General features: G+C 61.5%; 14 protein-coding genes. 8 read left to right on the top strand and 6 right to left on the bottom strand.

Annotated features, from left to right (window positions below; genetic code table 11):
* Window positions 1–88: 88 nt before the first annotated feature.
* Both AC0L3I_RS22720 and AC0L3I_RS22715 read right to left on the bottom strand, forming a co-directional pair.
* Window positions 89–538 carry a cyclic nucleotide-binding domain-containing protein gene (locus AC0L3I_RS22720; protein WP_123148675.1) on the bottom strand — a complete coding sequence of 150 codons (450 nt, stop codon included), beginning with the start codon at window positions 536–538 and terminating at the stop codon, window positions 89–91.
* A gap of 307 nt (window positions 539–845) precedes the next feature.
* Window positions 846–3,560: an ABC transporter transmembrane domain-containing protein gene (locus AC0L3I_RS22715; protein ID WP_473528285.1), complete on the bottom strand. Its 2,715-nt coding sequence runs from the start codon at window positions 3,558–3,560 to the stop codon at window positions 846–848.
* A gap of 29 nt (window positions 3,561–3,589) precedes the next feature.
* On the opposite strand from AC0L3I_RS22715, the gene AC0L3I_RS22710 reads away from it, so the two are divergent.
* Window positions 3,590–4,027 carry a hypothetical protein gene (locus AC0L3I_RS22710; RefSeq protein WP_473528284.1) on the top strand — a complete coding sequence of 146 codons (438 nt, stop codon included), beginning with the start codon at window positions 3,590–3,592 and terminating at the stop codon, window positions 4,025–4,027.
* Window positions 4,027–4,698 carry a methyltransferase domain-containing protein gene (locus tag AC0L3I_RS22705; protein ID WP_473528338.1) on the top strand — a complete coding sequence of 224 codons (672 nt, stop codon included), beginning with the start codon at window positions 4,027–4,029 and terminating at the stop codon, window positions 4,696–4,698. Before AC0L3I_RS22710 ends, AC0L3I_RS22705 begins: the two co-directional genes overlap by 1 nt.
* 58 nt (window positions 4,699–4,756) lie before the next feature.
* On the opposite strand, the gene AC0L3I_RS22700 is transcribed toward AC0L3I_RS22705, so the two are convergent.
* The 3 genes from AC0L3I_RS22700 to AC0L3I_RS22690 are packed head-to-tail and all read right to left on the bottom strand — an operon-like array spanning window position 4,757 to window position 8,410.
* On the bottom strand, window positions 4,757–5,953 hold the full coding sequence (locus AC0L3I_RS22700; RefSeq protein WP_473528283.1) for a glycosyltransferase family protein: 1,197 nt from the start codon (window positions 5,951–5,953) through the stop codon (window positions 4,757–4,759).
* Complete coding sequence (locus tag AC0L3I_RS22695) at window positions 5,950–7,194, bottom strand: glycosyltransferase (protein WP_473528282.1); 1,245 nt, start codon at window positions 7,192–7,194, stop codon at window positions 5,950–5,952. Before AC0L3I_RS22695 ends, AC0L3I_RS22700 begins: the two co-directional genes overlap by 4 nt.
* A 1-nt stretch (window position 7,195) precedes the next feature.
* A complete protein-coding gene (locus AC0L3I_RS22690; protein WP_095495734.1) occupies window positions 7,196–8,410 on the bottom strand; it encodes a glycosyltransferase family protein in 1,215 nt (404 codons plus the stop codon).
* 482 nt (window positions 8,411–8,892) lie between these two features.
* Between AC0L3I_RS22690 and AC0L3I_RS22685 the strand changes: the two genes are divergently transcribed.
* The 4 genes from AC0L3I_RS22685 to AC0L3I_RS22670 all read left to right on the top strand — a co-directional run bounded on the left by AC0L3I_RS22685 (window position 8,893) and on the right by AC0L3I_RS22670 (window position 11,349).
* On the top strand, window positions 8,893–9,858 hold the full coding sequence (locus tag AC0L3I_RS22685; protein WP_473528281.1) for an ABC transporter substrate-binding protein: 966 nt from the start codon (window positions 8,893–8,895) through the stop codon (window positions 9,856–9,858).
* Window positions 9,855–10,547 (top strand): L,D-transpeptidase, encoded by a 693-nt coding sequence (locus tag AC0L3I_RS22680; protein ID WP_473528280.1) that lies wholly within the window; start codon window positions 9,855–9,857, stop codon window positions 10,545–10,547. Before AC0L3I_RS22685 ends, AC0L3I_RS22680 begins: the two co-directional genes overlap by 4 nt.
* A gap of 152 nt (window positions 10,548–10,699) precedes the next feature.
* Complete coding sequence (locus AC0L3I_RS22675; protein WP_473528279.1) at window positions 10,700–10,918, top strand: hypothetical protein; 219 nt, start codon at window positions 10,700–10,702, stop codon at window positions 10,916–10,918.
* 191 nt (window positions 10,919–11,109) lie between these two features.
* Window positions 11,110–11,349: a hypothetical protein gene (locus AC0L3I_RS22670; RefSeq protein ID WP_473485776.1), complete on the top strand. Its 240-nt coding sequence runs from the start codon at window positions 11,110–11,112 to the stop codon at window positions 11,347–11,349.
* A 120-nt stretch (window positions 11,350–11,469) separates the two neighbouring features.
* Here the strand turns inward: AC0L3I_RS22670 and AC0L3I_RS22665 are convergent, their stop codons facing one another.
* Window positions 11,470–13,479, bottom strand: a complete 2,010-nt coding sequence (locus AC0L3I_RS22665; RefSeq protein WP_473528278.1) for a transcriptional regulator — start codon at window positions 13,477–13,479, stop codon at window positions 11,470–11,472.
* Between the two features lie 274 nt (window positions 13,480–13,753).
* On the opposite strand from AC0L3I_RS22665, the gene cysK reads away from it, so the two are divergent.
* Together cysK and AC0L3I_RS22655 are read left to right on the top strand one after the other, a co-directional pair.
* Window positions 13,754–14,842 (top strand): cysteine synthase A, encoded by a 1,089-nt coding sequence (gene cysK, locus AC0L3I_RS22660; RefSeq protein ID WP_473528277.1) that lies wholly within the window; start codon window positions 13,754–13,756, stop codon window positions 14,840–14,842.
* Between the two features lie 22 nt (window positions 14,843–14,864).
* Entirely contained in the window at window positions 14,865–16,361 is a 1,497-nt protein-coding gene (locus AC0L3I_RS22655) for a pyridoxal phosphate-dependent decarboxylase family protein (RefSeq protein ID WP_473528276.1), read from the top strand.
* Window positions 16,362–16,525 lie beyond the last annotated feature (164 nt).

Raw genomic sequence — 16,525 nt, 5'->3', positions numbered from 1 at the left:
TGCTAGGCGAGACAGGCTTTCTCCGGGTGACCTTCTCAGCAAGAGGACAGTCCCATCACGACAGCGAGGATCGAGCGCACGTCATACGTTATTTGGCGCTTCGTGCGTCGATCAGATCCGCGGTCGTATGGCTTAGGCGATCGGCAAGAACCCGCAATATCTCGATGGTCATTTCCGGGAACTCCCTCATAAGCCTCAGGAAATGATCCTTGCGGATTCTCAAGGCTTCCAGCGGACTTGCCGCTCTTACGGTGGCAGTGCGGGAGCTGTTGCACAATATGGCGATCTCGCCAACAATCGAATTTGGCTCCAGTTCGGCAACTTTTATCGGTCCGCTGTCGGAATCGACCAGAATATCCGCCCTGCCTGAAAGGATGACATAGGCGGCGTCTCCCTCGTCGCCCTGCCGGAAAAGGATCTGACCGGCGCTGTAGCTCACACGATCGGATGTGAACGCAAGCAGCTTGAGCTTTGTCGGCTCGATGGCAGAGAACAAGGGAACGCGTTGCAGCATTGCAACTTCATCCTTGAGCAGCATTGTCGCAAACCTTCCCAAAATTCGCGTTTGCCAGACTAGAGCAACGGACGCCCAGATGGAATGAATTCTGTTTCCGGGATGGCGAGACAAACCACGCGAAAGGTGGCGAGCCCGATGTCGTGCGATCGGGCGATGCCGCCTGACTAATGGGCGTCCGCCAACCGGAAACCCGAAGAGCCGGGTGAATTTGCGGCAAACCCCTTCGGGTTTTCGGCGCGGATGTGGTCCCGCTACGCCCTTCGCCGAATCCCTTGACCTTGCAGTAAATTCCCACCGGCAGAATGATCCCATCTGAAAGTCCGTTGCTCTATGACAACAGTTCCTTGAAGATACCGTTCCCTGCCAAAAGTGTCTCGGGTGTTCCGTCTTCCACCAATTTACCCGAGTCGAAGACGATAACGCGATCGAACATCATCCCAATCGCCGGATTCGTCACGACCCACACAATTGCCGGCGAATGGTCGTCGCGCCTGGCTTCCTCGAGCACGTTTCGCAGCACCTTATCCTGCATGCGCTGGTCGAGCGCCGACAGCGGCCGGTTGAGAATGAGAAAATCAGGACGCTTGAGCAGGGCCCGGGCAACATCGAGCTTCTGTCGCTGTCCACCGGTCAGCCGCCTGCCGCCGGAGCCGACGTTGAAGTCCAGGCCGACATCCAGAAGTTCGGCATAAAGCCCCAGTTCGTCAAGAATGTCATAGACGATGGAGCGTATGCGGTCCGGCGCGTCGGGATGGTTGTTGCCCACACGCCCGAACAGGACATTATCCATGACGGTGGCCGCGGCAATGTATTTGGCAGGATCATACCGTTCGATCGCATTTTGCAGCTGGGGCGGCAGGTTTTCATAGAAGCGGTTGCGTGCAGCGACGATCTTGCTCATCAGCTCGTCGCTCAGCAGGCCGAAGCGGTGCCGGGGCTCGATATAGGCAAAGCTCAAGGTGACGATCATGGCGCGGTCGTTCTCCGAAACCGCCTCGTGGGGACGGTTCTTGAGCCGTTGCAGCAAGGTTTCGTAGGTGGGTATCTCCTCGGCGCTCATGAAAGCGAGCTGCTGGAAGAACTGGTGATCGGGCGGCAGGTCGGCAAACAGCTCGATCGCCTGTTCGGCGATCTCCATGCCCATTTCGTAGAGCGTGCGGTCGAGGCCGGCCTGCCTCAGCACAGAAGCAAAATAGGGATTGGCCGCTAGAGCCCTGTCGGCCAGTTCGGGGCCGGCGGCAGCGCCGAAGAGCAGGTTTTGGCCGATCGTTGCTTCCTTGTTGTAGGCGCCCGGTTCGAAAGGAACCACCAGTTCGCTCAGCCCTTCGTGTTCCAGCCGGGTTCGCAGCGCCGCACGCAGTTCGACGATCCGCCTGGCAAGCTCCGTGTGACGCGTGAGGTCGGCCGAAGAGCGCAAGCCAAGATCCAGAATGTCGCGCGATAAAACAACCGCGTCGAGCACCCGGCGTACGGCTTCAAAGAGGTCGTGCGGGCCGGTAGCGCCGGCGGAAGCATAGTTGATCCAGTCGCTGTGGATATCAAAATCCGGATTGCCCGACCGGCGCGCCTCGTGGATGTTCCAGCGGTGCTGGTCTGCCGCAGCACCGTCATAAGGCACCGATGTCAGCGGCGCATGCTTCAACCCGTAGAGCAGGTTATCGCGGAGGCTTGCCTGGAACAGGAAAACATCCGACGAGGCATAGGACATGCGCCGGCCGGTCACTGCTTCGGGGAGTTCAAGCAGGTCGTCGGCGCCCGAAGCGATCCTTCCGCTGTCCGGCCAGTTCAGCCGCGCGAAGGCTTCTGCAAGCGCCTCGGCTCCACCTGTTGCGGTACTGACCAGCGCCACCGTCTCACCCGGCTTGATCTGGAGGGAGATACGGTCGAGGAGCATTGCACCGCCATCGTCTGCTATGGACAGACTGATCGCCGACAGGGGGTTGGTCATCGGATCGGGATCGTCGATCGTCAATGCCCCGATTCTCGGCGCAATGAGACCCTCGGCGGTGAACTGTTCAACGACCTGCTGATATTTGACCTGGATATCCTGCCGCGCCTGATCCCAGTCGATCAGTTCTTTCATCGGTCCGGGCAGGTCCTTGTAGGCGCCGATCACGGCCACGAGCTGACCGACGTCCAGCCGCCCCTGGATGACTAGATACCCGCCGATCATGTAGAACAGAAAAGGCGTGACCTGCGCGAGAAAATTGTTGAGGAACTTCACCATGAATTTCCATTGGTAAAGATCGAAGCGGATCTTAAAGATGAGCCCGAGCCGGGCAGCTATGTCGGCGCGCTCGTAGTTTGATGTGTCGTGGACGTGAACCGCGCCGATGCCGTCGACGATTTCGCCAACCCGGCCCGAAAGCGCGCGCGCCGTCAACTGCCGTTCGCGCCCGAGCACGATCAGCCGCCGCCGCATTCGCGGGATGAGCGCGATCTGGATCACCACGATCACGGCCGCTATCATTCCGAGCCAGAAGTTCTGGACCACGATGAACAGCATGGCCGTCAGCGCCTGGCCGCCGAGCAGCACAGGCTGCACGAAGGCATCGCCGATGAAGCCGCCCAGCGGCTCCACCTCGTCCTTCACCATGGTCGCCACTTCGGCGGATTTCACCCGCTTGAAGTAAAACGGCGGAAACCGCAGCACACGATCGATCAGATCGAAGCGGATACGCCGCAGCATGCGCTCGCCGAGGCGGCCCTTGTAGGTGTTGATGTAGAGTTTGAACAGGCCGTTGATGACGACTAGTAAGAGGAACACAAGGCTCAGGGCAAACAGCGTCGCCTTGCGGTCGAGCTCAAAACCGGAGAAGAACTGGACCTCTCCGATGAACGGCAGGTTATAGTGCAGCCTCATGAATGGCTGGGTCGCGCCCGGTTGCTCGAAGCCGCTACCTTGGATCGGGCCGTTGACGATCAGCTTCGGCAGGTCGAAGGACATGAAATACGGGATCATCGAAAGCACGACGATCATCAATATCCAGAGCTGCTGCTTCTTGGTGTGCGTCCAGATATAGCGGGCTATGCTGGGTTCCATATGCGGCTGTGGACCCCTCAGTTGGAAGGATGCAGGATGTAAAAGCACCTGCTGGCGAATGGCGTATCGGCAATTTCTTCGTCGCCAACGACAAGCTCGAAGCTGCAGCGCACGGAGATTGTCCTGCGCTCAACGATGGAGGGAACCTGCGAGGCGGCGCGATCCAGTTCCGGCGCATGGTCGATGACAACGACATGGGCATTGTTGATCAGCGAAGAAAGCAGCTGGCCAAACGGTCCGCGGCTTCCGTAGGGTTTTGGCGAATAGAAGAGCAGCACGAGGCCGCAGCTGCGCCGCTGGTGCTGGCGGATGGACGCCGATGGTCCGGACAGATGCAACAGGCTCTCTCCGGCACCGGGCAATGGCGAAGCGGCTTGCAGCATAATCACGTCCGCGAATCAAACAGCCTTGCGGGAGGCAAGATTGCGTTGTGTCGCCCGAAATCCCAACATACAAGACGAATATGATGGATGTCACGCAACCACGCAATGCCGGCCTGGACTGGCACGAGCAAGCCTTTGACCTCACGCGGGGAATTGCTGCCTATGTCAACTGCCCTCTGGTGGCAGGGCTGGCGCGCGTCATCACCAAGCATCCGAAGGCCGATATCGCCAACGCCTTCAACCACAAGCAGGTCGCCTGCAAGATGTGGGCGCTCGACAGGCTGTTCGAAAGCTGCGGCGGCCGGTTCGGGCGCATATGGGTTCTGGGTGGATGGTACGGCGTATTGCCGGCGATGCTTTTCAACGACGCCCGCTTCGACATCGCGGCGGTCGATAGCATCGACATCGATCCCGAAGTCGCGCCGGTCGCCCGGACCCTCAACCGGGAAGCCGGCGACCGGTTCCGGGCGCTGACGGCAGATATGTACGCACTCGACTATGCGGCCGGGCGGCCCGACCTGATGGTCAATACGAGCTGCGAACACATAGCCGATCTGCGCGCCTGGCTTGCTCTGCTTCCGCGGGGCACGAATGTACTGCTGCAATCGAACGATTATTTCAGCGAGCCGACGCACATCAACTGCGTGGCTTCACTTGCAGCCTTCGAAGCAATGGCGGCGCTACAGGAGGTGCGGTTCTCCGGCGAACTGCCGACAAAAAATTATACGCGCTTCATGCTGATTGGAACGGTTTGATGCATTTCGCCCAAAAGTGCGTAGCGCGTCGCACGAATCTCGCCAGACGCGACGCGCGTTAGGATCTATCGTCTGTTTGATCATGAACTTTTCCGAAACCGGGCCCCACTTTTAGGGACCATGTTCGATACCGCTCGCGCAGGATTTGCGCCGAGCGACGCGCGCCTTCCAGATTGAGACGATGCGCGGCTGGCGTCGGTCCCACAAGCGCCTGTTCGATCGCTTGCGCCAAACCTTCAGGCGTTAGGTCCTTTTCCATCAGCACCGTTGCAAGACCGAGTTCTTCGAGCATCAGGGTGCGAACCGTCTGTTCGGTTTCCCCGCCGGCTGCAAATGGAACGAGCAGGGAGCGACAACCCGCGCGCAGGACATCGCAGACCGTGTTGTAACCCGCCTGCGAGACTGACAGGCGGGCGCCGGTCAGCAGGCTGGCGAAATCCTCGCGGAACCGGAAGATGGACAGGACCGGCGTGGCATCGCGTGCGATCGCGTCGAACTCGTCTTTCGGCAGGTTTGGGCCGGTGATCAAACACCATTTCCAAGCGTTGTTGGCATTCCGCGCCGCTGCGATGGTGGATCTGACAAGGCTCTTTCCGGCAGCCCCGCCGCCAACCGACACCAGAACGTCGAAGCGCTCGGAGGCCGCGGGCGATGGCGGCGCGGCAACGAGCCCTGTGTAGGTGACTTCGGCCCTGATCGCCCCAGCCAGTGGAAATGTCTTGTCGATGGTTGCGAAAGCCGGATCGCCGTGGATCATGACAAGGTCGAAATGCCTGTTGATGAGATCGACCGTTTCCTCGTTTCGGCCCGGCTTGACGCGCTCCTGAAGGATATCGCGGACGGACGTCGCCAGCAGCGGTCTGGGCGACGTTGCGTCGATGGCCTCGATCAGCGGCAAGAGTTCGAAACGCATCTGCCGGCGTCCAAATGGAAACGCCTCGACAATGACGATATCAGGCCTGCAATCCCGGAATGCCTGCAGCAGCATCTCTGAACGCCATTTCTTGAAATCATCGTCGATGGGTTTGCCCTGCAGGTCGACAAGTCCGGAAAATCCTTCATCACCGGAGGTGACAGGTGGCAGGGTTACAGATTTTACACCCAGTCCCGGAAACCCCGCGATCGGCGCTCCGCCGGTCACGACGGTAACGTCAAACCCGTCATCAACCAGAGCCGCCGCAACGCGGCTGGCGCGCGCGAGATGGCCGATACCGAGCAGGTGCTGGACATAGAAGAAAGCGCGCAGCCGCTTCATTCGGCGGCCCGCCACTCCCGCTCGAACAGTTCCTTGAGCTGTCCAATGCTTGCCATATGATCGAAATTGCCGCGCACGCGCCGCTCTGCGGCGTCGCCGAGGCGGGCGCGCAGCACGGGATCACGGATCAGGCGCTCCAGCGCCTGTGCCAGGGCAATTGGGTCTTCCGTCGGAACCAGCAGCCCGGTTTCATCCGGCGATAAAAGCTCCGGCACGCCGGAAATATCGGTCGACACGCAGGCAAGCCGCTGGCTAGCCGCCTCCACCAGAACATTCGGCAGACCGTCCCGGTCGCCATTTGCGGCGATCCTGCAGGCCAGGGCGAAGATGTCGGCGCAGCGGTAGTGCTCAAGCACCTCCTCCTGCGCAAGCGCGCCTTTCCAAGAGACGCGACCATCCAGGCCGAGCTTTTGCGCCAGCGCCTTGAACCGTTCCAGTTCCTCGCCGCCGCCGATATGCTCGAAACGCCACGCCAAATCATCAGGCAAGAGGGCAAGGGCCTCCAGCAAGGTATCGTAACCCTTCTTTTCAACGGCGCGCCCGACACTCAGAACGATAACCGGTTCGGCCGGCGCCGAGCCGTCATGCTGTTTTCGCGCCTCGCCGAAACCGCCGAAGCGATCAAGGTCGAGCCCATGATAGCTCAGATGCACAGACGAGTTGCCGTTAGCGAGTTTTTTCAGACGGTCGAAGCCGGTTTTCGTGCAAGTGACCGTCCAGCGCGCCGAGGAAAGCTTGCCAGCCAGATCCCAGTCCGCCGAAGTCCAGATGTCCTTGGCATGGGCCGAGCAGCTCCAGGGCAGGCCACGAAGCTGGCTGGCATAGCGCGTCACCGATGCCGGTGTGTGCGCGAAATGTGCATGCAGCCAGCTCGCGCCTTCCGGCCATTCGGCCGCCAGCACGAGCGCTTGCCCGAAGCGGCGCGCGCGATTGCGCGTAAAGTCGCGGCGGATATCGATAGCCAGCGATCCGAGCGCGCGCCAGAAGCCCGGCCGCAGCAGATAAGCAAACAGCGAGCGAGCCACGCGCAGCGGCTCTTCATGCAAATATTCCGGCAGATAATGGACGGGCGCTTTGATCTCGTCATGCACGGGGTGGCGTTTTGCGTCGGTCGGCCGCCTGAGCGCGACGAGTATCAGGTCGAACCCCGCACGCTCCAGACCGAGCAGTTCCTGCGCGATGAAGGTTTCCGACAGCCGCGGATAGCCCTTCAGAACCACGACGATCTTGCGATGTTGCAACTCAGTTCATGCCTTCAATGACCGAAAGGTGATGGCCGCCCCGCCGGTCGAGCAGTTCCGCGACGATTTCGGAAATGTGAGGCAGCCCTTCCAGCGTCAGATGCGGATGGCTCTGCGATGGGCCGGGCCGGTCCGGCAGCACCTCCAGTGCATTGGCAAACCGCTGGGAATCCTCGGCTTCTTCCGGCAAAAGCATCTCGATTAGGCCGAGTTCGGCTGCGCGCCTTGCTCGGATCAGTTGTTCCTCGCGGGGCTTGACGCGCGGCACGATCAGCGCCGGCTTGTCGAAAGACAGTATCTCGCAATAGGTGTTGTAACCGCCCATCGCCACGACTGCCTTGGCGCCGGCAATCAGCTCTTCCATGCGGTTGTCGAACTCGATGATCTTGATATAGGGGATCTTGGACCCCTTCTTGAGCAGCTTGTTGCGCTTGCGCGCCGGCATGTAAGGCCCAAGCACGATCAGCGCCCTATGCTGCAATTGCGGATCCTGCTGATAGGCATCGATGACGCTGTGGATCAGTTCGGCGCCGTCACCGCCGCCACCGGTGGTAACGAGGATATAGTCGCCCTCGGGCCGGTGGCCGGGCAACTCGTTCTTCTGCAGGCTCCGTTGCAGGAAACCGACGAACTTCATCTTTGCTCTGATAGCCGGCGGCACATCCAAGCCGGTCAACGGATCGTAGAAATCCGGCGGACCATAGGCCCAGATCTTGTCGTAGAACAGGCCTATCTTGCGCATCACATCCCTGCGTGCCCACTCTGCTTCGAGCAGATGCGGCGCGTCCATCACCTCGCGCAGGCCAAGCACGAGCGTGGTGCCCCGCGTCTTGAGGTAGGACAGCGTGTCCTCGATCTCACCGCGCAGGCCGAGCGGTTCCTTGTCGACGATGAAGATATCCGGCCGGAAGGTCTCGGCTGTGTGGCGGATGATCGACTGGCGCATCCTTAGCGTCTCATGCAGATCGATATCCTTTTCCAGCGAGGTGTATTCGCCGTTGCGCAACTTGATGACGCTGGGGATCTTCACGAAGTCGACACGGGCGCGGTAGTCGAAGGCGCCAGCGATAGTCGCACCCGAAATGATAAGCACCTGAAGTCCGCGGAAATCCTCAACCAGCGAATGCGCGATCGTCCGGCAGCGCTGCAAGTGGCCGAGCCCGAACGTGTCGTGGCTGTACATGAGAATTCGAGCATTTTGTACGTGCTGGGTCATTGTTGAAAGTCTTTTAGAATTCTCGGCTTGAGGACCGTCGGTGACCCGCACGAAACCATCCTCGCGAATCTACCGACCTGTTTTGAAACATGAGAGCGCAATTTTCAATTCGTATTACCCAAGAGGGTGCATATGCTGAAACTAGGAAGCTGCGTCTACTTAGCGGCCTGCTTGCCACGTGGTCCAGAAGAACCTGCATCATTTCACTGGTATTGACCATCTCAGATTCTCGGCGGCCTTGACCGCCACCGCGGACATCCTAAACATTGGGCCCGGCGGCCGCGTTTTGAGCATCTTCCCATACGGAATGTGTTCGAGTAGCGTGCAGGGGCGGCATGTGACGGCGCTCTCTTTGGCGAATGCACTGCCACACCTTCAGCAGTTGCCGTCGCCAGATGGGGGCTGCTGTCACAACCCGGTGCTTGCCGTGACAGATTGTTCCCGTCCCGGTTCGTTTCAGCACCGAAGCGAGGGGGAAGAAAATGCACAACCGATTTCGGCAGTGCCTGCGCAGATTGTCGCTGGCTGCATTGACGATGCTGGCGGCCCCGGTCCACGCGGCTGATCTCGTCATTGCGATGCCGAACTGGCCGTCGGGCCAGGCGACGGCAAACATTCTCAAGGTCAGCCTGAAGCAACATTTCGGGCTCGATGCCGATGTGCGCGAGATGGGGACGCTTATCGCCTTTGCCGGCCTCAATTCGGGCCAGGTGGATATTCATCCCGAAATCTGGCTACCCAACCTCGACAATCTGGTGAAGAAGTATGTCGACGGTGCCGGCACGGTAGCTATCAGTCCCATCGGTGTGCCGGCATGGCAAGGCATATGCGCTACCCGCGAAACTGCCGACAAGTTTGGGATTCGTGACATTTCGGACCTCACCGACCCGCGCAAAACCGCCGCTTTGGACACTGATCGGGACGGACGTGGAGAACTCTGGATTGGCGCTGAGGGTTGGTCCTCCACAGCGATCGAGCGTGTCCGCGCCAACAGCTATGGCTATGCCAAAACAATGACTTTGCTGGAGACGCCGGAGGATGTCGGAATGGCGGCTGTCGATGCCGCTGTCGCTACGGCTCATCCGATGGTGTTTGCCTGCTACGCGCCGCATCACGTGTTTAAATTGCATGAAATTGTCCGGCTTACCGAGCCGCCTTTTGACCCGGCAAAGTGGAAGATCGTGCTGCCGTCCGAGGACCCGCTCTGGGTCTCGAAGTCCAGCGCGCCGGTGTCATGGGATATCGCACATTTCCATATCGCTTTTGCCACCTCACTGCGCAAAAAATATCCGAAGGTGGTCGAGTTCCTGGAACGGGTCGACCTCAAGCCCGAGGATGTCACGAAGATGAGTTATGCGCTCCAGGTGGAGCGTCAGGATCCTTACGAATACGCCAAACAATGGGTTGCCGCGCAGGGCGCTCGGGTGCACGGGTGGGCAAATCCATGACCAGAAAGCTGATGATCGTGGGACGCGCCGCTCTCCAGCGGAGCTCCCTTACGGCAATTGTCGCGGTAGCGTTCGGTCTTGTCGCGGTGGCGGCGCTGGCTGCGGGAACACAGGTTTTCGATCCGAAAACCCGCAAATGGGTGGACTACGATCGTACCAAGGCGCGCAAATACTATGCCGCGCATAATGAAGTGCCGGAGGCGTTTCGCCCGCAGATGGTCAAGTTCCGCACCGCAGAAGTGCCCGGTACGATCATCATCGACGGCAACCAGCATTTTCTCTACCTTGTGCAGCCGGGTCAGCGCGCCATGCGCTACGGTATCGGGGTGGGCCGGGAAGGGTTTGGATGGGCCGGCATCGTGCGCGTCGGCCGCATGGCGGAATGGCCGACCTGGACACCGCCGGCCGAAATGATCGCTCGTGATCCGAATGCGGTCAAACATGCGGGAGGCATGCCGGGAGGGCCTGACAACCCGCTCGGCGCCAGGGCGCTCTATCTGTATGAGCGTGACCAGGACACGATCTATCGGATTCACGGCACCCCGGAGCCGTGGACGATCGGGCTCGACGTGTCGTCAGGGTGTATCCGGATGAGGAACGACGACATCACCGATCTCGCATCCCGCGTCAAGGTTGGAGCCAAGGTCATCGTTCTCATGCAGGGGGCGGCACTTTACAAGGGTGTGTGAAGCCGGAGTGTGTGAAGCGGCATTTGGAGAGGGACCAGGCAATGTCGGCAAAACGTGCAGTGAGAACTTCGATCCGGGCAATAGCAATTGGATTCCTGGTGGGGCCCTTGAGCGCTTGCGTCAGCGCGCCGCCGCCGCCTCCTCAGGACCAGATGTCCAGGACCCAGGTCGAGACGGCCCCGGCGGACCTTCAGCTTCTTTGCGCCGACGCGGTCGCCAAGTCGAGCGGCGCCGACAGCACAAAGATACTTCCGGTTTCATCGAGCAAGATCGATTCCAAAACCTATCAGGTCGAACTCGATGCCAGCGGCAAAAAGACGAGTTGCCTGGTGGATACGGACGGCAATGTCAAATCCGTTCAGCCCACCTGATCCGCTCTGGTCAAGGAATTTTGCGAGGATCTGACGATTGCTGCGAACCTGGCGCGGGTTTCGAGTCACGCCTGCCGGATTCGGTGAACGGACGCTCAGCGGCATCATCGTGATTGGCACGTCCGGGCATTAGCTGTACCATTCCTACGCCGGTCGTCGACGTGGCGTGTTCCGGCGAGGGAGAAACGTCCATGTTACGATCAATTTCGCTTGCGGTTTTCCTGGCGGTCATTCCTGCGACAGCCTTTGCAAATAAATGCCCGACCATCATGGCCGCGATCGACGCAGCGTTACCGACCGCGACCCTCTCCGAGGCCGACATGACCAAAGTCAAAGAACTGCGCGCCCAAGGCGAGAAATTGCACGCCGCCGGTGATCATGCAGGGTCGGAGGCTGCCCTCAACCAAGCCAAGACGATGCTCGGCATATAGTTGCAACGAACGCGGCTTTCTTGGTCGATTTTCTTGGCCGATTGCCGGGCTTTTTGTTCGGTTGTCGGCCGGCGAGGATCGCGGTCATGACCGCTTGAAGCAGGCCCGGGCTGGGTTGGATCACCCCAGCCCAATCCGCTTGGCGCCTTGCCGGAACAGGGCTGCGGCGTCCGGCTCGAACCGGAAGGTGCCGATGAAATCATCGGCTGAATAGTTCGGAAGCGTCTTGCGGATGGCGGCCGCGAAGGTGCAGGCCTCGTCAAGCCGCCCCGCCAGCGCAAGGCAGTGCGCGGCGATCGCCAGGATGATGGCATGGGCGTTGGGACGGGCGGCTGCTTTCAGCGCCCATTCGGCGGCCTCGTGGAACTGGCCGAGCCGGACATGCGCCATCGCCCGAGCGCCGAGCATGCCGAACAGCAGCGGATCGAATGGGCTCAGATGGCGCGAGTGATCGGATGAACCGATCGCCGCTTTTGGGTCACCCGACTGCGAGTGTACAAACGAAAGCGCGTAGTGGCCGAGCGCAAAGTTCGGGCTGAGATCCACGGCCCGTTCCAGCTCGATGAGGGAGCCATCTTGCTCGCCGCGCAGCCAGAGAGCCCTGCCCATGGCCCAATGCGCGGCCGGATTGTGATCGTCGACCAAAAGACTTTGGCCGGCGGCCTCGAAGGCGAGCGCGCTTTCCTGGTCGCGGTCTCCCCAGCGCTGAAAGGCGTTTTGCCAATGGGTGAAGGACAGGCCGGCATAGGCGCGGGCGAAGGTCGGATCCAGCTTCAGCGCCATGTCGAAGAAATGGCGGGCCTGTTCGTTTTCCGTGCGGGTGAAGCGATACATGTGCCAGAGACCGCGGTGATAGGCCTCCCAGGCATTCAGCGAGCTGGGGGCTTTCAGCATGGCGCGGTTGCGCTCGACCATCTCGATCTCGGCTGAGATCGACGAGACGATGCTGTTGCCGATATCGTCAAGGACGGCAAAGATATCGTCGGGCTTGCGTTCGAACGTCTCGGCCCAGACGATCCTGGCCGTGCGGACCTCGACAAGTTCGACTGAGACGACGACGCGGCCTGCCTGGCTGCGCACAGTCCCGGTGGTCACATAGTCGACGTTGAGCCGCCGGCCGGCATCTTCCGGCGCGATGTCTTTCTCCGCCAGCGCAAAGACCGAGCCGCGGGCGATGACGAAGAAATCCCTGAGCTTGGCCAGGCGGGTGATGATGTCGTGGGTCAGGCCGTCGGCCAACCCGCCGCGAGGGCCGCAGCGAACGCCACCGATTCCGGCCTCCTCGACAAACGGCATTATCGCGAGCGAGGCCTTGCACGATGCAGCAACACCGGAATCGGGAAGCATAATTTCCGCTTGCGGGACCACGGGCACGAGTGCCGGTCGCGCCCAGAGCGTCGCGGCCGGTCGTTCGCTGCGAATCGTCCGCCACGCCTCACGAACGGGTTCGAAATCCAGATCCTCCGAAGCAAACAGCTTCGCCGCGGAAGCGAGATGTTCCTCGCTCGCGGCGATCTGGCCGCGCCGCGCCAGCCTTGTCAGAAGAGCCAGATGCGCACGCCCGTCGAAGGGAGCGAGTTCCACCCATTTCTCCAGGTGCGCGGACATTTCGTCGGCATCCGCCGGAAGCTTGTTGACGAGATGTTCCAGAATGGCGGCATGCCACGAGCTGAAGCGGCGGCGCTGCGCGATCAGCCAGCTGTTGAAATGCAGGCTGCGGTCGATCTCCAGCCCATCGAGGAAATCGCCGACGAACAGTCCGGACAGGGCTTGCAGCCGCTCAAGATCGAGCGTCTCGATGCCTCTAGCGGCCGCCGAGACGATGTCGACGGCGTCGACGGAAACGCCTTTCAGATCAAGCGCGATCGTGTCGCCAGGCGTTTCGATCCTGCGGCGATTCGGTTCGTCGAGAACGCCCCTGAGCTTGCTGAGGCACCAGCGAAGCTCGCCCCTCGGATCGTTCGGCACATCCCACAAAAGCTCGCACAGACGGCTGCGGCCGACGGCATGCGGCGCAAGCGCCAGATAGGCGAAGAGCGCGCGCAGCTTGCGCGATGCCGGCAGTTGCACGGTGGCGCCGTCGCGGATGACCGTCAGCGGTCCGAGCAGCCGCACGGACAGCCCGGCCATTGCGCCGTCCAGGCTCGATCGAGCGGATTCCACGTGCATTTCCACGCTTGCTCCCACGCTGGCCAGTTGTCCTCTGTTCTACCATCGAAAGCGATAGAGTGCATCCGGCAACGAATTTCCGCGCCGGCTGCTGGCATCGCCCTTTTCCGGGCCACATGCCGGCAAAGCAACCGTACTGCGGCAAGGTCTCGAAACCTCGCCGCCCAAGCCGCCGGTTTGTAACCGGCTCGTGACAACAACAACTCGTGACAACAACAAAAAGAGGAGAGCAGACATGTTGCAGCAACGGAAAATCAGAACCACGGCCGGGCGCGGCCGCCTGTTCGACAGCATTATCGACACGGTCGGCGATACGCCGGTGATCAGGGTCAACAATCTCGGCCCCGATCATGTGACGATCTATGTGAAGGCCGAGTTCTTCAATCCGGCGGCGTCGGTGAAGGACCGGCTGGCGCTCAACATCATCGAGGAGGGCGAGCGCAGCGGCGCCTTGAAGCCGGGCCAGACCGTCGTCGAGGCGACCAGCGGCAACACCGGCATCGGGCTGGCCATGGTCTGCGCGCAGAAGGGTTATCCGCTGGTGGTGACGATGGCCGACAGTTTCTCCATCGAGCGCCGCAAGCTGATGCGCATGCTGGGCGCCAAGGTGGTGCTGACGCCGCGCGCCCAGAAGGGTTTTGGCATGTACAACAAGGCGGTGGAACTCGCCGAGGCCAATGGCTGGTTCCTGGCCCGCCAGTTCGAGACCAAGGCCAATGCCGCCATTCACGAGGCGACGACGGCGCGCGAGATCATCAACGACTTCGCCGGATCGCGGCTCGACTGCTTCGTCACCGGCTATGGAACCGGCGGCACCGTCGTCGGTGTTGGGCGCGTGCTGCGCCGGGAGCGTCCGGAGATCCGGATCGTGCTGGCCGAGCCGGCCAATGCCCAGCTGATCGGCAGCGGCAAGGCGCAGGAGCGCGGCGCCGACGGCGCGCCCGCCGCCAGCCATCCGGCGTTCGAGCCGCACCCGATCCAGGGCTGGACCCCGGATTTCATTCCGGACGTGCTGCAGGAGGCGGTCGACGCCAGCCTCTATGACGAGGTCGTGCCTGTTCCCGGGCCCGAGGGCATCAAATGGGCCAAGGCGCTGGCGCAAAAGGAAGGGATTTTCACCGGCATCTCCGGCGGAGCGACCTTTGCCGTGGCACGCCAGATCGCGGAAAAAGCTGCACCCGGCTCGGTGATCCTGTGCATGCTTCCCGACACCGGCGAACGCTACATGACGACGCCGCTGTTCGACGGCATCGAAGCCGAGATGGACGCGGAGGAGATCGCGCTGTCGCGCTCGACGCCTGGCTGCCAGTTCCCGGCTGAATAATTGCGCATCGGGAGCGACGCGGATGGACGCAGTGCTGAAAGCCGCCGGTTCGGCCGGTATGGTTGCTGAAGAAACGCTCGATCCGGTCGACTGGGCCGAGGTTCAGGCGCTGTCGCACCGGATCGTCGACGATGCCGTCGACTATCTGCGCGATGTCCGCGAGCGGCCGGTGTGGCAGGATATGCCGGCGGAGGTGAAAGCCTTCTTCGCCGTGCCCCTGCCGCGATCGCCTCAACCGCTTGCGCAAGTCTATGGCGAGGTCGTCGAGAACGTGATGGCCTACCCGATGGGCAACATCCATCCGCGCTTCTGGTCCTGGTACATGGGGTCGAGCAATTTCACCGGGGCGCTCGGCGATTTCCTGGCGGCGGTCCAGGGTTCCAACCTCGGCGGCGGCAACCATGCCGCCGCGCTGATGGACAGCCAGGTCGTCGACTGGTGCAAGCAGATGATGGGTTTTTCGCAATCGGCCAGCGGGACGCTGGTCAGCGGCGGCTCGATGGCCAACATCATCGGGCTGACCGTGGCACGCAACGCTAGGGCAGGCATCGACGTGCGCGAGCATGGCGTTGCCGCCATCGAGAAGCCGCTGCGTTTCTATGGCTCGGATCAGCTTCACTCCTGCCATCGCAAGGCGATGGAGGCGCTTGGCCTCGGCAATCGGGCGCTGCGCCGCATCCCGACCGATGCCGGATTGCGGATTGACATCAGCGCCTTGCGGGCGGCGATCGCCGAGGACCGCAAGGCGGGTTTTCGGCCGGCCTGCGTGATCGGCACGGCCGGCACGGTGAACACCGGAGCGATCGACGATCTGCAGGCGCTTGCAAGGCTGGCGGCGCAAGAGGACCTCTGGTTCCATGTCGACGGCTGCATCGGCGCGCTCATCGCCATTGGGCCGGAAAATTCCCATCGCGTTGCCGGCATCGAGCAGGCCCACTCCATCGCGCTCGATCCGCACAAATGGCTGCATGCTCCGTTCGAGGTCGGCTGCGTGCTGATCCGAGATGCCTCGGCGCATCGCAATACGTTCGCGGTGACGCCGGAATATCTGGAATCGACGCCGCGCGGCCTCGCCTCCGGACAATGGCTGCATGATTTTGGCCTGCAGACGTCACGCGGTTTCAGGGCGCTGAAAGTGTGGATGGCGCTGAAGGAGCACGGTATTGAGAAGTTCGGCCGCCTGATCGACCAGAACATCGCGCAGGGCCACACGCTCGGCACGCTGATCGAGGCCGAGCCGCTGCTGGAACTGGTCGCGCCGCCGAGCATAAACATCGTCTGTTTTCGCTACCGCGGCGACGGGCTGACGGGAGAGCGGCAGAAGGCACTCAACACCGAGATCATGCTGAGGCTGCAGGAAGAAGGCATCGCCGCCCTTTCGGATACGACGGTGCACGGCCAGCATTGCCTCAGGGTGGCGATCAACAACCACCGCACCCGGCGCGAGGATCTGGACCTGCTGGTGCGGGAAACGGTGCGCCTCGGACGGGAGATTTCAAAATCGGGCGCCGCTCGCTGATCCGTGTGGCGCGATGATCGCCAATGCTCCGAGATTGGGGGGAAAGCGGCTTCATTCCAGCTTGGGTTCCTCGCCCCCACGAGAGTGGGGGAGAGAAGCTATGGGGCGGCGGCGAGGGTTGTGGCACCATCGTTGCTGTGAACTCAACGAATGGAGCGCCCCGA

Source organism: Mesorhizobium sp. WSM4840, assembly GCF_055811755.1.
The sequence above is the reverse complement of the archived record's forward strand: the minus strand, read 5'-3'. Positions and strand labels throughout refer to the sequence as shown.